Below are 13,802 nucleotides of genomic sequence, written 5' to 3'. Positions count from 1 at the left end.
CGCTCTGGGGTCTCTTTCAATCTCTCGGCAGGACGAATACACCCTTACCGGGAACGATGCGCACATGGCCGCGATCTTCGAGGAAGGCGGTCGTCTTCTGGACCGTGCCTCGAGCGATCCCGAACTCTTGGACCAGGCCGGCGATGCTGGGGATCGGACGGTTCTCCGGGTAGTCACCTCTTTTGATCCGCGAGAGAAGGATGGCCGCCAGCTGCAGCCAGACCGGGTCGGGCCCCTCGTGGTCGAGTTCACTGTCGGCGCTGTAACCGGAAGGAATGCTCACTTCACCCATGCGTCCGACGGTGGCATTGCGTGGGCAACGTGATTAATCTGGATCAGTCCATGGCAGTCCATGGCACTGTCAAGGTATGATCACGGTCAAGGAAAGAGAGAACCCCGGCGACGTGTAGCAGCACGCCCCGGGGCCATGGCCGACCTGAACGAAGGCAGGACGACATGCAGATCCTACTGGCACTCTTCGCCGTGCTCGTGCGGCTTTCGCGACCCTCGCGCGGGTTGCACGCGGACTCCTACGGTTACGCCCACCAGCTCATCTCGGAGGTTCGACGCCGTTCTCACCGGGTGCGGCCCTACGTGAGGAGGCTCCGGCCTCCCCTGGACCTGATCGGTGCGACCGGAAAGGCGTACTGCGGATGAGCCACCATGGTCTCGACCACGTCATGGTTCCCGAACTCGGACGTTCCGACGTCCTGGTCGCCGAGATCTCGCGACTTCTTTCCTCTCCCGGCCGTGCGACGCGGGCTGTCCACGAACTGAGGCGGGTGGACGGGCTCTTCTCCGAACTCGATCGCCGGATGAGGGCCGGAGCGCCTCCGCCTCGAGCCTGGCGGGTTTTCGGATGTGATCGGGGTGCGCCTCCGGTGTTCCGCAGGGGGATCGCGTACGACTATGCGACCAACTGCTACGAGTCCATGGGTGAAGCGCTCCGGAGGGGACCTGGCGCGGCACAGGCCTGGAAGACCCTGGCCGAGGTCGAACGGTGCTGGCGCCGCCTGAACGATGCCCTCACCGAACGCTCACCCTTGCCCGAACCCTGGCTCCGCGAATAAGGGCGGCACCACCGAGCAGACGATGCCGGAAGGCGGGGGAGGGGCTGTCCTCGTAGGAAGAACGGAGGTCCCGATCGGGAGGGCACCACAGCGGTCGTTCGTACCTGCCTCGTCACGGTGAACCGAACACGGTCGGGGGTGGTGTCGCGTAGGCGGCGCCACCCTGAGCGTGTCTATGGGCTGCCTTGAAGACTTATCCCAGAAGAGGGGTGGGATTTTTCGTGCCGGGCCCTCGCCTGCGATGAGCGCGAGTTCTCGAGAACCGACAATCCGGGCTCCGGTGTCTCCCCGTCAAGAGGAGCACGAACTCGGTAACGCTCGCTCCTCTGTCGGCTTCGAAGATGTCGGCCTCTCCTGAGTGAGTCGAGGTTCCGTAGATCATGCCGGCCCTCTTCACCCGGTAATGGCCACTCCCGGCCACCCTTCCACCGCCTCTGTTGTCGGTGCGGTGGCCAAGATAGGAACGGTACGAACGCCCGACCCGAGGAGGGGACTCATGGCGGAAGACGAAGAGCGAGCTCGTAAGTACTGGGAGAACATCTCCAGGATCGAACGTAAAGAAAGGTTGATGGGGGCCATAGAAAGCGTGTGGCTTGCCTATCAACTTTTGGAGGCCAGGGCTGAGCCTGGCTCTGATGAGCGAGAGGAGTTCGGTGCTCTTCGAAAATACTACATGGATGTAAAAAAGAGAGTTCATTTGCTTTCTGAAGATGAGAAAGATCGGATTCTTGAGGAGTATCCGAAGATCGCTGATCGCCTTGATCGGGAGTATGGTCTGTGAGCTTCGATTGGACTATCGGTCAAGATGAAAAAGAGATTGCTGTTCAAAGAAGGATTGATGATATAACCCCGTTGGAGAGGCCTGATCGTGGGGCCTATGATCGTCCTAGGGCGATCATTTTAGGGGGACAGCCTGGGGTTGGGAAGAGTACAACTCAGGATGATCTTGTTGATGGTTTGGGTCGATCATCGACCGCCTCTTATGATGGTGATGATAACTCTAAATTTCATCCTTTTTTCAAGGAGATAGCGCGAAGTAGTCGCTTTGAAGGGTATGACCTTGCTGGGCAGATGCTTCCAGCGAACATGCATCGTCGATGCATGGACCACTTGAGGGCCGGGAGTCCAAAGTATGATGTCGTCGCCAGTCATCCGCTGGGAAGAAAGGAATGGGCGGAGTCCTGGGTGAGAGGCTTCTCCGATGAGGGGTATCACACCAGTGTCGCCTTCGTGGCGTCGCATGAGTCCAATAGTCTCCTCGGGATCGCCGATAGATACCAGACATCGCGAGATGAGAGGGGCTACGGACGCTGGGTCGGCAGGAGGTGGCATGATGACTTCTACCGGAACATTCCCGAAGTAGCGCATGACCTGGAGTCCCGTGGGCTGGTCGACTCCATATACGTCACCAACCGTGATGGGCGGATCCTCTATGAGAACCATCGTGGTTCCGATGGTCGAATGCGTGACCCGTTGGGTGCCCGCGACACCATCAAGGCGGAGCGAGATCGGCAGCCGACGGCAGAGGAGACCGAACGCTTCGAATCCAGGGTCTCCTATCTCGAGGACCCGAACCGCTTAGGTCCTGAAAAAGATGCCGAGCCCGTGCATAATCGCGTCCGAGAGACCGTGGAGGAGGCGAAGAGGCGGCATGGTCGCCATCTTGAGGAGAGCCGGGGCAAAGAGGGGCCCGAGATCTCGGAGACCTCCATCCCCGAAGCCCTGCGTGAAGCCAGAGACCATGACCGTGCCCTTCACCGTGAGAAGGCTCCGCAGCCTCCCTCCCCGGAGGAGAACGAGAAGAGCGTTCTAGGGCGGGATAACACGATCTCCGCGATACGGAAGGACCCGCAGGCTTCTGAACCACGGGGCCGTTCGAGCGCTCGGGAACTCTCGCAGGGGTCCGCGAGCAGCCCGGTTCCCACCGTCGCCGGACAGCGTGCGGGCTCGGAGTCCGCCGACTCCACCGATGGCGATCGGCGATCGGTCCGGGATTCCACCGGTTCGAGCGGCCGGAGCGAACCGGAGCCGAGCCTGACCGCCTCCTCCACCTCCGAGAAGGGAACCGCGGCGGCCTCCCCGGCCGAGGGACCTTCTCCCTCCGACATCATCGACCTCAAACTCCAGCGGATTCGCGAAGCGCGAGAGGCTCAGTCCGCCCGGGAACGGAAGGTGCCCGATAGGAGAAGAGGACCGGTCCGAGACCTGGGCCGTGAGGATCCGGGACTCGGCCTATGACCGTCGATCCCTATGAGGCCAGGATCGCCAGGATCGAGCAGCAGGTGGCGGAACTCGCCGACGAGCTCCTCGCCCTCATGGCGAAAGCCTCCGGCGCCACTGTCTCCGGGCGGAACGCCGATACCCCCTGTGTGTGGGCGGAGATGCCCCCCGATGTCGCTCGAGAACACCTCGAACGACTCCAGGACTGGATGAGCCGAGTACTCGTTCATCACCCCCGCGTCGTCTCCGTGCTCCACCCCTGCTGGTACCGTCACCCCGCCGCTGTTCAGATGCTGTTGGATGTACGGCGCAGCTGGGAATACGCCTACCGGCACAACCCCGAGACCCCCCACCTGTCCATCGCCTGGTGGCAACAGGACCTGCCGAACCTGGAACACGCGCTCGCGCGGGAACTGAACCACTGCACCGGTGTTCGACACGATCCCGATCGAATCCCGGTCCCTCTCGTGGACCCGGCCCAAGCGCACCGACACCTCTCCCAACGAGCTCCGCACCCCCGCCCCTGACCCTCCCGTACGCGACGAGATCCCCCCATGTACTGCGATCAATGTGGAGCGCGGTCCTCAGCGGACCACGCTCGCTGCCCCGCCTGCGACGCGGCCCCCGCTCTACCTCCGAGCGGCCGGATCAGGTCGACCCCTCGGCCGACGATGGGCGACAAGGAATGGTCCGCTCCCCTCGATGACTCCGCTCCGAGCATCGGGACCGAGCCACCCCCGGACGACGAGCCCCAGAGCCGGGCTTCGCGGGCCGGCCATGCCCCGAGACCACAGCGACCGCCACGACGAGGAACGTCCGGCCTGCTCGACAACGTGATCGGGAACGGGGCGGCTCTCATCGCGACCTGGTTCAACATCCCGTTCGTTGTACTCCTCATCGCTCTCGGAGCGATCTTCGGAGGCATCGGCGGTCTGGTCTCCGGGACCATCGCCGGACCCGGGGTGGTCAGCCGGTTCGACATGGTCTTCTCTCTGGTCCTGCCCATGCCGGTGAGCATGTCGGATCTGATGCCCAACGTCTCCTTCCCCGCGGGAGGGATGGTGGGGGGTTTGATCGGCGTCTTCAAAGGTGGGCTCAAGATGCTCGAATTCGGCGTACTACTGCCTTACTCCTTGATGTGGTCGCAGGACCCCCTCCTCCCTCTGGGTGCGACCCTCGGGCAGATCGTCTCCGGCCTTTCCATCGCCTCCGTCTACGTCCTCTATTGCAGGGTGGTGGAGGCGGGCCGCTTGCGTGTCACGGGAGCGCGCCGCCCCAGTAGAAGAGAGGCGGAGTTCCTCGAACCGATCATCGCCAGGGCCGCGGCCAGGATGGGATTGGACCGACGCCCTCGACTCCTGATGGACGACGATCGCGAACCCAACGCCTACGCGGGGATCCATCACATCATCGTGAACAGAGGGCTGCTCGAGGCCCTCCGCTACGACACCGAGGCGATCTCCGGGGTCATCGCTCACGAAGTGGCGCACTACAAGCACGGTGACGCGCTCGGCCTCGCCTGGAACCGGGGTATCGCCTGGCCGCTCTATCTCCTCTACGAACTCGCCCATCGATGGCAGGCCTCGGCCGTGTACTGGACCGTCCTGCTCGCACTGGTCAGAGTGCTGCTGTGGAGCGTCATCTTCACCATCCGGTTTCTCATCATGCCCCTCAACTCCCGCTACTGGCGAAGAAGCGAACTCCGGGCCGACGCGGAGGCGCGTGAAGCCGGCTACGGCCCCGGGCTGTACACGGCGCTCACCATCCTGGGCAAGAACTTCGACGGAGCGCGCAATGGGTGGGACCAGAGCATCCTCGCGACCCACCCCGCCACGGAGCTGCGTCTGGAACTCCTGGAGGAACCCGGTAGGACGCCGACGCTCGAAGGTGGCTCCACCGACGTCGACCACGGTCCACCCGCCTCCCGGATCCTCAAGGACTGATACCCATGACCGAGCTCTTCGCCCCTTTGCCGCCGACCCGGCTCGACCTCAGAAACCGCGTATACCTGGGATTGGACCCCGCGGACGGATACAAACGGGTGTGGTCGGCCCCCGAGGACTCGGTGGGTCTCATCGGGCCGCCTCGGTACGGCAAGACCTCCGGCGTCATCATCCCCACGCTTCTGCACTGGTCCGGCCCGGTGGTCAGCACGACCACCCGAGGCGACATCCTGCGTTTCTGTGGAGATCGGCGCCGCCATATCGCGGCCCCTCAAGGGAGGGTGTACGTCTACGACCCTTTCGACAGTGAGGGGATGGGCGAGACCATGAGGTGGTCGCCGCTGGCCGGATGCGCCGACCCGACCGTGTGCTTCCGCCGGGTACAAGGCATGACCGGCGCGGTCGGCGGACTCAAGGACGGCGAACACTGGCAGAGCGGAGCGGCGCTCATCCTTCGAGGACTGTTCCACGCCGCGGCCCTGGCCGAAGCCCCCATGAGTGAAGTGCGTCGTTGGCTGTCCGCTCAAGAGACGCGCAGGCCCGCGCAGATCTTGAGAGAACACTCGACCTCGGCCGTCGGCTGGGCCGAGGATCTGGAGTCGACACGGCTCCTGGGGGAGAGGGAACGGGGATCGTTCTACTCGGTGGCGCGTAATTGTCTGGAAGCCACCGCCGAACCCCGCGTGCTGGAATCCTGCTCCGCAGTGGATCTGGACATCGACCATTTCCTGGCCACCGACTCGTCGCTCTTCATCGTCGGGCCGAGCCACTACCAGTCCGTGGTCGCCCCGATGATCGTCGGCCTGGTCGACTCCATCGCGCAGCGAGCGGCCGAGATCGCCGCCTTCCAGGGAGGACGATTGCGCAGGCCGCTGCTGTTGGCCTTGGACGAGGTCGCCAACATCGCGCCGCTTCCGAGTCTGCCGGCCCTGGTCTCCGAAGGCGGAGGCCGAGGGATCATCACCTTGTGGGCGGCCCAATCCCTGGCCCAACTGCGTGGACGTTACGGAACCGACGAACAGCAGGCGATCCTCACCGCCACCACAGCCAAGATCATCTACGGCGGGATGTCCAACGAAGCCGATCTGCGCAACGTCTCGGCGTGGAGCGGTGAGCAACGTCGGATCGAGGTCACGATGCACGGAGGATCTTCGGACCCCATGCCGATGGATCGTCGAGCGGTCATCCGACCCGAGGCCGGACAGAGCTATTCGACCAATGTCACCTACCGTCCGGTGCTTCCGATCGAGGCGATCCAACGGATGCCGCCGCACAACGCCTGGCTGTGGTGGCGATCCGAACCGCCTCTCCACGTGGAGACCCGGCCGGCCGGACTGATCGACGGATACCGGAAGGTCAGCGGTTACACCCCTGAACACGGTACAGAGGAGTGGGGGTGAGGGGGACGCCGCGTCGGATGACGGTCCAAGGTCCTGGAGGGAAACGGCTGTGCTCGGAGTGCGGAGCCGGAGCGGCTCGCAGGCAATCGCTGTTCTGTGTCGAATGCGGGGCCAGGTTGCCCCTCGTTCGGCGCCCCTGGTGGAGATGCCGGCGGCCGCTCATCGCCTTGGGGGTCGTCATGGCTCTGCTCACGGCGATGGCGGTGTGGAGGATCCCCACCGGGATGGCGACCGACCCTCGTGGACCGGTCGAGGACCTCGCGGAAGCACTACGCAGAGGGGACATGGAAACGATCCTGGAGATGGTGGAGATCGAGGCGCATCGAGCGGAGGAGTTCTCCGGACTCGCTCCCGAACGGCCGCCAGGCCTGCTCTCGGCCGAAACCATCGAGGAGGGATGGGAACTCCCGGGCATCGTGCTGGGAGAACCGCGCGAGGAGGGTCCCGACCTGACGGAGAAGGACGCCCTGTCTCACGCCGTGGACGGCCGAAGGCCTCCGGGGCTGCGTGTGACCGCTATGAAGTTCGGTGACCTCTGGACCGTCGCAGTGCGGACCAGACAGAGGAACTCGGGGTGGATCCGGGACTGGGAGCTGGACAGCCCGGCGACCATACCCCACCTGCTGGGGAGTATCGCCCTCCCTCACCCCGCGCTCGGAACGCTGACCATCGGCGGTACGACGTTCGAACCTCGGGATGACCGGATGGCCTTGACGTCCAACAGCGCGGACGCGTTGATCGGCGTCTACCAGGTCACCTACGAGCACCCGATGTTCGAACCGGCCACGGAGACGGTGGCCGTACGTCCGGGCGGGGAGACGACGCTCTCTCTGGAAGTGAGAGAACTGAAGGAGGAGGTCACCGACGAGGCCACGGAGCAGATCCGACGACATATCGAAACCTGTGTGGAGGAGGGCACGGTCCTTCGGCCGGTCGGATGCGTCATAGGGCACGACCCGGGCCACTACTTCCCCCTGCGTGGTGACGCGGTGTGGGAACTCGAGCGTATGCCCGAACTCGAGTTCGAGCCGACGGCCTCGGATGACGACAACGGTCGGCCCAGAGCCGTCGTCACGACCACTGTGCCGGGAGAGGCGTCGGTGACCTACGCCTACAGCCAGGAGCCCGAACGGACGGACACGGTGGAGATCGTGGTCGGCGGATACGTGGAGTCGGGGGAGGACGGCGCACCGACCTGGAGACCGTGAGGATCCGGAACCGCGGGTTCGCCGCACCCTTGACCGGTCCGGTGGAAGGGCTGGAAGTTCACTCTGGCTCGGAACAGCGGCCGGACGGCATGGTCGTGCCGCGGGGGCGGGTGGTCGGGGTTCTCGGGCCCCATGAGACCAGAGGTACGGTCGCGGGCCGCCTCTCACACGCGTGTGGTGCGGTCGACGGGTGTTCCACCCTCGGAAATTCGTTTCCCCGGGCAGGGGAGCGTCCGTTAACGTGCCCCACGTGAGTCTTCCCGAAGCGTCCAAGCCGGGGCTGTCGGCACACCGCCGGTAGCCCGAGACACCCCTGGATCCCGGCCGAGCGACCGTGGCGAACGAGGCCCGTTCCGTTCGGCGTCTCCCTGGAGCCTCGGCCCCGAGTGGCGAGGCCTTCCTCGGCGATCCCCCGTGTCCGAAGTGCCGGTCGTGTGAGCGCACACCCCGTGACCTTCACGAACTTCGGATGGATGCTCATGCCCGCTCTGCTCTACCTTCTCGCCGTCGCGGTCTTCGCGCAGGGGACCTCGGAATTCGTCCTGGCCGGACTCCTTCTCGGGATCTCCGCGGACTTCGATGTCTCCTCGGCCCGCGCCGGCCTGTTGACCTCGGCCTTCGCGATCGGGATGGTCATCGGCGCGCCGTTGATGGCCGCGCTCGGTCGTGGACTTCCCCCACGCCGGACCCTCGCCGGTTTCCTGGCGCTGTTCGTCCTCGCCCACGTGGTGGGCGCGCTCACCCGCGACTTCGACGTCCTGTTCGCGACCCGTGTCCTGGCGGCCCTGGCCAACGCGGGGTTCCTCGCGGTGACCCTCTCCACCGTGGCCGACCTGGTCCCCGCGGAACGCCGGGCCCGAGCGCTCTCGGTGATCCTGGGCGGGACCACGCTGGCCCTTGTCGCGGGGGTTCCGGTCGGTTCCCTCATCGGTTCCCTGCTCGGCTGGCGGGCCTCCCTCTGGGCCATCGCCGCCGTCTCCCTGATCGCCCTGTGCGGGGTGGCCGTCGCCGCTCCGAAGGGTTCCTCGAGCGCGGAGAGGAAGCCGGTCCCGCTCGGTCGTGAACTACGTGTCCTCGCGCGCCGCCCGCTCCAGGTGAACCTCGCTCTCGGAGTGCTCGTCAACGGAGCCACCTTCTGCGTCTTCACCTATCTCCTGGTGATCGCCTCCGGGCCGGCGGGTGTCGCCGAGAACGTCCTGCCCGCGGTGCCGGCGGTGTTCGGTGCGGGCGCCTTCGTCGGGGTGACGGCTGCGGGCCGTCTGGGGGACGGCTCCTGGTACCGGCTGATCGTGTGGACCGGCCCTCTCCTCGTGCTCGGTTGGGCGCTGATGGCGCTGACACTCGACATGGCGCCGCTGTTCTGGGCGCTGCTCTTCGTTCAAGGGGCGCTGTCCTTCGCCCTGGGCAGCACGTTGATCTCGCGGATCATGGTCACCGCGCGCGAGGCGCCGACCATGGGAGGCTCCTTCGCCACGGTGGCCCTCAACCTCGGCGCGGTCCTCGGCCCGATCGTCGGCGGGTTCTCCATCGAAGCCCTGGGGGAGAGGGGGCCGCTGTTCGCCGGGGCGCTCTCGGCCACGGCGGCCGTCCTGCTCTGGTGGTGCGCGGCGGCGTCGAGGCGCGGAGCGGGGGCGGGGAGCACGGTCTCTCGCTGAGGGGCTCCGGTGCGAGCTCACCTGTCCTGCGCGGGCCGGTCCTGATAGGGAGAACGCATGAACTCGCCCTCTGCCCCAGGCCATCTCGAGGAACCCGGCGCCGGAAGGTCTTTCGACGGCGCCGGACCCGAGCCCGTGGGGGTCCTGGCCGCCGATCACCTTCGTACGGTGGACGCCGAAGTCCTCGGAGACCCGGACGCGTCGGATGCCATGACGGAGAGCGGAGGCTTCACCGGGGTTCTCCTGGAGAGGGACGGACCGAAGCTCACCTTCGTTCGAACGGTGGTGGTCGGCCGGAACGACGGCCCCTGCTTCTACCGACTCGACAGTGGCGGACTCATCGAATACGGGAACTACTACGGCGGACTCGACCGAGGCCCCTCACACGAATGGGACGAGGACGGGAACCTGATCGAGGAGATCACGGACACGCTGACGAGAAGATGGGACGCCTCCGGCCGCCTGGTGCACCTGGAGAGACGGTCGAGCCGGGATGGCGAGGAGGCCCCGATCTCGTCGCCACGGGTCCCCCCTCACCCGGACGAGCCCGGTGCCCGAGGTCATGTGGAGGCCGTGCGGCTGACGGATCTCGTCTTCGGCGACCGGGTGACGTACACGGGGGATCCCTATACGGGAACGGCGGTCTTGGCCGATGCGGACGGAGGATGTCGCGCACACACCTTCATCGAAGGCCACGAGTTCGGCCCTTTCCGAGTCTGGTCTCCATCGGGCGGGCTCATCGTGCAGGGCGTGCGCGGGCGTGTTCGGGGTCGGGCAGGGCCGGAGCCGGGAGGCGGTCTCTACGGGCCGGTGGGGCCGTGGCATCGATGGGACGAACGGGGACGCCTGCTACGAGAGGTCGTCCACGACGCGCTGGGGAACAGGATCATCCGCCGGGAGTTGGACGAAAGCGGCGACATCGTCGAGCAGGAGAGGTACGAGCCGGTCGTGCGGATGGAGGATCCGGTGACAGGGGAGCGGAGGGCGGCCCCCTGGTTGTGAGGTGCCCGTCACCGCGGTGAGGGCGAGGGACCCCGCAGCGGGCCGGGGAGGAGCGGGACCTCCCCGGGATGATGGGTGATGGGGGACGGATTTCAGGAGTTCGGTCTAGAACCCGCGAATGCGGCGCCCGTAGTCGCTTTCGGGGTGAAGGATCGCATCGGCGACACGGCCACCGGCATCCTTAGCGCCACCGGCGAAGTTGAGAACCCCCGAGACGTTGGCACTGGCGGCGATGCCGTGCCAGTAGCGGGCTTCGCGCTCCCATCGGATGGGAGCGATCAGCCTTTGGAGTTCCTGGAAGCCGATACGTTCATGGCCGGTACTCCAGCTGGTCGTCTGGTGGACGGCGACCCCCAGGCCGGCCAGGACTGCGGGGGCGGAGATGGCGCTACGCGACCGGAAGTGCGGGTAGAGATCGCTGACCAGTTGAGAAAGGAGAGCGGTCAACTCGTGCTCGACCAAGTGAAGGTCGAAACCTCGGGGAAGATGATCCTCGTGCACCGTGCTGGAGGAGAGACCGATTCCTTGGCGTCCGTAGAGAGCGGTGATCACCAATACCCGGAGAGCGGAAAGCGTGACGACCTGAGGATCGCCCTTGGTCAGCTGCCGCTTCTTGGCCTGGACCAGATCGGCGAAGGGCACGATCCGTCCTTCGTGCTCCACTTTGACGCTCTCGGCGATCTTTCGAGCGATCTTGGTGCCGATATCACGCTGATCCATGGACATGGCGAGGTTCTTGGCCACCGGGACCCCTTCGACGTTGCGGTCGTAGAAGATCTGACGTGCATCGGTGACCTCGAGCCCGAAGTACAGCTCGAAGGGGAGTCGAACTCTGTTGAGTTGATCTGTGGTGACACCGAAACGCTCAGGGGCGTCGTAAAGCTCATGCCAGGCGGTCACCTGGGTCTCGCCATCGATGGCCACCACCGGGGAGCCCGGAGTCACGGTGATGGTTCGGATTCCGCTGCGTGGGATCAGTTCATCACTGATGGCACCGGGCGTACCTTCCAGCCAGAGAGTGACGGGCGGGGTGGACCAGCCTGCTCCGTGAGTTCCGTTCAACCCAGAAGCGATGTAAGAGGCGTAGGAATCTACATTTCGCCCCTTTTGTGAAGACTTCAGCATGCGCTGAACAAGAGCCCGGACTTCAGCGTGCCTTCGCTGAGGACCGGACGCGTGCTTCATGGCCCGCTTGTCCTCTTCTTTCTTGGGGGAGGGAACCAACTGAAGAAGGGTCGGAAGCCCCAGGGTGCCGATGGCCGCGTCAGAGCGGAACGGGATCACAGTGAGTTGGATCCCTTCAACGAACTCGGTCGGCATGGTCAGGGTCATGAAGGGGGTTCACCTCTCGGCTCATAGGGGGAGGGAAGGACCGGTGGAACCGTGTTCCTTCCTTGCACCAGGATAGGAGAGGAGAAGAGGCCGGGGGAGAACGTGTGAAGAGCGTGGTGGCCGCTTCTCACCGGGACGACGGCCGTGATGCCCCTCGTTCTCGGGGGATCCGGTGAGGGAGCGGAGGGCGGTGCTTTGGCTGTGGGGCGGGCCGGTTAGGGTTCGGCCATGAACGTCGACAGCCATCTCTCCGCCCTGTTCTCCTTGGAAGGCCGGGTCGCCGTGGTGACCGGTGGGAGTTCCGGGATCGGTCGCGCCATCGCCGAGTCCCTCGCCCGGGCGGGGGCGGGCGTGGTGCTCGTGGCGCGCGGCGAGGCGGGCCTGGTCGCCGCGGTCGAGGAGATGACGGCCGAGGGGCTGCGGGCGGCCTGGGTGAGCGCCGACCTGGGTGATCGGGACGGGGTGCGCGCCGCGGCCGAACGGGCGGTGGAGGCCTTCGGGGAGCCGGACATCCTCGTCAACAGCGCGGGGATCAACCTGCGGCCGCCGATGGGCGAACTGGACGAGGACGTCTGGGACGCGACGATGTCGGTGAACCTGGAGGCGCCCTATCTGTTGGGGCGGCGATTCGGGCCGGGGATGGCCGAGCGGGGGTTCGGTCGGATCGTCCACGTGAGCTCTCAGCAGGCGCACCGGGCGTTCGTGAACAGTGGCGCCTACGGGGTCTCCAAGGGGGCGTTGGAGGCGTTGGCCCGCTCCCAGGCCGAGGCCTGGTCGCCGTACGGGGTCACCTGCAACACGCTGGTGCCCGGCTTCGTGATGACCCCGCTCAACGAGAGGCTCTCCTCGGATCCGGCCAAGGTGCGGGAGCTGGCGGAGCGGACCATGGTGGGCCGCAACGGTCTGGCGGAGGACTTCGCCGGGGCCGCGGTGTTCCTGGCGAGCGGGGCCTCCGGCTACGTCACCGGGCAGACGCTCTTCGTCGACGGCGGTTTCTCCGTGCACTGAGATCGAGCACGGGCCGAGGAAGGGCGTCAGGCCGGTGCGTTCTAGGCTCGTGACCATGAGATTCACCGGACTCAGTGCCTTTCCGCTCACCCCGTTGGCCGATGACCGGATCGACGAGGACGCCTTCACCGCCGGGATCCGACGGCTCGCGGCCGCCGGCGTCGACTCGATCACCGCGCTCGGATCGACCGGTTCCTACGCCTACCTGGATCGGGAGGAACGGGCCCGGGCCGCCCGTCTGGCGGTGGAGAACGCCGGGGACGTGCCGGTGGTCGTCGGCGTGGGCGCGTTGCGCACCTCCCACGTGCTCGCGCACGTCGAGGACGCCCAGCGGGCCGGGGCGTCGGGCCTGTTGGTGGCGCCGTTGACCTATCAGGCGTTGACCGACGACGACGTGTACGGGCTCTTCGACGACGTCACGAGGAACAGTTCGGTCCCGGTGATCGTCTACGACAACCCGCGCACCACGCACTTCACGTTCACCACCGAGTTGTACGCGCGGATCGCCGGGTTGCCGGGGATCGCGTCGATCAAGATCCCGGGGGTCCCCGCCGGGCCGGCGGAGGCCCGCGCGCACGTCGAGCGGATCCGGGCCGTGCTCCCCGAGCACGTGACGATCGGTGTCTCGGGCGACGCCTTCGCCGCGGAGGGGCTGATCGCCGGATGTGAGGCCTGGTACTCGGTCGTCGGCGGCACCCTGCCCGAGGTGGCGCTGCGCGTCACCCGTGCCGTGCGCGACGGAGACCCGGAGGCGGCGCGGGCGGAGTCCGAGCGGCTCGCGCCGCTCTGGGAGCTGTTCGCGGAACCGGGCGGAAGCCAACGCGTCATCGCGGCCGTGGCCGAACATCTGGGGTTCGCGCGTCGTTCGAGTCTGCCGAGACCGATCCTGGGGCTGGACGACGCTCAGCGCGCCAGGGTGGCCCGTGTGGTCGACGACCTCCACTTGGCGGAGGGCCTCTGACGG

Annotated in this window: 13 protein-coding genes; 11 read left to right on the top strand and 2 right to left on the bottom strand. The window is 66.2% G+C overall.

All coding sequences use genetic code 11. The annotated features are described in order from the left end of the window. Positions 1-16 precede the first annotated feature (16 nt). Positions 17-292 carry a GntR family transcriptional regulator gene (locus tag TR33_RS10130; RefSeq protein WP_199806122.1) on the bottom strand — a complete coding sequence of 92 codons (276 nt, stop codon included), beginning with the start codon at positions 290-292 and terminating at the stop codon, positions 17-19. 164 nt (positions 293-456) lie between these two features. Here TR33_RS10130 and TR33_RS27235 point away from each other — a divergent pair, with 164 nt between their 5' ends. From TR33_RS27235 to TR33_RS10080, 9 genes are all read left to right on the top strand, one after another. Continuing rightward, entirely contained in the window at positions 457-657 is a 201-nt protein-coding gene (locus tag TR33_RS27235) for a hypothetical protein (RefSeq protein WP_042282851.1), read from the top strand. A gap of 909 nt (positions 658-1,566) precedes the next feature. Continuing rightward, positions 1,567-1,851 (top strand): hypothetical protein, encoded by a 285-nt coding sequence (locus TR33_RS25965; protein WP_081616103.1) that lies wholly within the window; start codon positions 1,567-1,569, stop codon positions 1,849-1,851. Then, the gene (locus TR33_RS25960) at positions 1,848-3,308 is read left to right on the top strand and encodes a zeta toxin family protein (RefSeq protein WP_234305813.1); all 1,461 of its coding nucleotides are present in this window, start codon (positions 1,848-1,850) and stop codon (positions 3,306-3,308) included. Before TR33_RS25965 ends, TR33_RS25960 begins: the two co-directional genes overlap by 4 nt. Then, positions 3,305-3,817, top strand: a complete 513-nt coding sequence (locus TR33_RS10105) for a hypothetical protein (RefSeq protein WP_042282843.1) — start codon at positions 3,305-3,307, stop codon at positions 3,815-3,817. Before TR33_RS25960 ends, TR33_RS10105 begins: the two co-directional genes overlap by 4 nt. 306 nt (positions 3,818-4,123) lie before the next feature. After that, positions 4,124-5,233 carry a M48 family metalloprotease gene (locus TR33_RS10100; RefSeq protein ID WP_042282842.1) on the top strand — a complete coding sequence of 370 codons (1,110 nt, stop codon included), beginning with the start codon at positions 4,124-4,126 and terminating at the stop codon, positions 5,231-5,233. Positions 5,234-5,238: 5 nt separating this feature from the next. Then, positions 5,239-6,633: a type IV secretory system conjugative DNA transfer family protein gene (locus tag TR33_RS10095; RefSeq protein WP_042282840.1), complete on the top strand. Its 1,395-nt coding sequence runs from the start codon at positions 5,239-5,241 to the stop codon at positions 6,631-6,633. 179 nt (positions 6,634-6,812) lie between these two features. Beyond that, positions 6,813-7,841, top strand: coding sequence for a hypothetical protein (locus TR33_RS10090; RefSeq protein ID WP_234305812.1), 1,029 nt, complete (start codon positions 6,813-6,815; stop codon positions 7,839-7,841). Between the two features lie 479 nt (positions 7,842-8,320). Continuing rightward, positions 8,321-9,496, top strand: coding sequence for a Cmx/CmrA family chloramphenicol efflux MFS transporter (locus TR33_RS10085; protein WP_042282914.1), 1,176 nt, complete (start codon positions 8,321-8,323; stop codon positions 9,494-9,496). A 168-nt stretch (positions 9,497-9,664) separates the two neighbouring features. After that, positions 9,665-10,498: a toxin-antitoxin system YwqK family antitoxin gene (locus TR33_RS10080; RefSeq protein WP_234305810.1), complete on the top strand. Its 834-nt coding sequence runs from the start codon at positions 9,665-9,667 to the stop codon at positions 10,496-10,498. A 105-nt stretch (positions 10,499-10,603) separates the two neighbouring features. On the opposite strand, the gene TR33_RS10075 is transcribed toward TR33_RS10080, so the two are convergent. Continuing rightward, positions 10,604-11,830, bottom strand: coding sequence for a DNA sulfur modification protein DndB (locus TR33_RS10075; RefSeq protein WP_234305809.1), 1,227 nt, complete (start codon positions 11,828-11,830; stop codon positions 10,604-10,606). A gap of 228 nt (positions 11,831-12,058) precedes the next feature. Between TR33_RS10075 and TR33_RS10070 the strand changes: the two genes are divergently transcribed. Then, entirely contained in the window at positions 12,059-12,838 is a 780-nt protein-coding gene (locus tag TR33_RS10070; RefSeq protein ID WP_017535789.1) for an SDR family NAD(P)-dependent oxidoreductase, read from the top strand. A 55-nt stretch (positions 12,839-12,893) separates the two neighbouring features. Next, a complete protein-coding gene (locus tag TR33_RS10065; RefSeq protein ID WP_042282912.1) occupies positions 12,894-13,799 on the top strand; it encodes a dihydrodipicolinate synthase family protein in 906 nt (301 codons plus the stop codon). Positions 13,800-13,802 lie beyond the last annotated feature (3 nt).

The organism is Nocardiopsis alba (assembly GCF_000710955.1).
GTDB classification, from domain to species: Bacteria; Actinomycetota; Actinomycetes; order Streptosporangiales; family Streptosporangiaceae; genus Nocardiopsis; species Nocardiopsis alba.
Note: the sequence above shows the minus strand (reverse complement) of the source record. Positions and strands in the feature narration are given on the sequence as shown.

What these genes read in the sequence shown, in the direction of transcription:
- TR33_RS10130 (WP_199806122.1), bottom strand. Translation starts at nt 292, where the DNA reads ATGGGTGAAGTGAGCATTCCTTCCGGTTACAGCGCCGACAGTGAACTC.
- TR33_RS27235 (WP_042282851.1), top strand. Translation starts at nt 457, where the DNA reads ATGCAGATCCTACTGGCACTCTTCGCCGTGCTCGTGCGGCTTTCGCGA.
- TR33_RS25965 (WP_081616103.1), top strand. Translation starts at nt 1,567, where the DNA reads ATGGCGGAAGACGAAGAGCGAGCTCGTAAGTACTGGGAGAACATCTCC.
- TR33_RS10105 (WP_042282843.1), top strand. Translation starts at nt 3,305, where the DNA reads ATGACCGTCGATCCCTATGAGGCCAGGATCGCCAGGATCGAGCAGCAG.
- TR33_RS10095 (WP_042282840.1), top strand. Translation starts at nt 5,239, where the DNA reads ATGACCGAGCTCTTCGCCCCTTTGCCGCCGACCCGGCTCGACCTCAGA.
- TR33_RS10090 (WP_234305812.1), top strand. Translation starts at nt 6,813, where the DNA reads ATGGCTCTGCTCACGGCGATGGCGGTGTGGAGGATCCCCACCGGGATG.
- TR33_RS10085 (WP_042282914.1), top strand. Translation starts at nt 8,321, where the DNA reads ATGCCCGCTCTGCTCTACCTTCTCGCCGTCGCGGTCTTCGCGCAGGGG.
- TR33_RS10075 (WP_234305809.1), bottom strand. Translation starts at nt 11,830, where the DNA reads ATGACCCTGACCATGCCGACCGAGTTCGTTGAAGGGATCCAACTCACT.
- TR33_RS10070 (WP_017535789.1), top strand. Translation starts at nt 12,059, where the DNA reads ATGAACGTCGACAGCCATCTCTCCGCCCTGTTCTCCTTGGAAGGCCGG.
- TR33_RS10065 (WP_042282912.1), top strand. Translation starts at nt 12,894, where the DNA reads ATGAGATTCACCGGACTCAGTGCCTTTCCGCTCACCCCGTTGGCCGAT.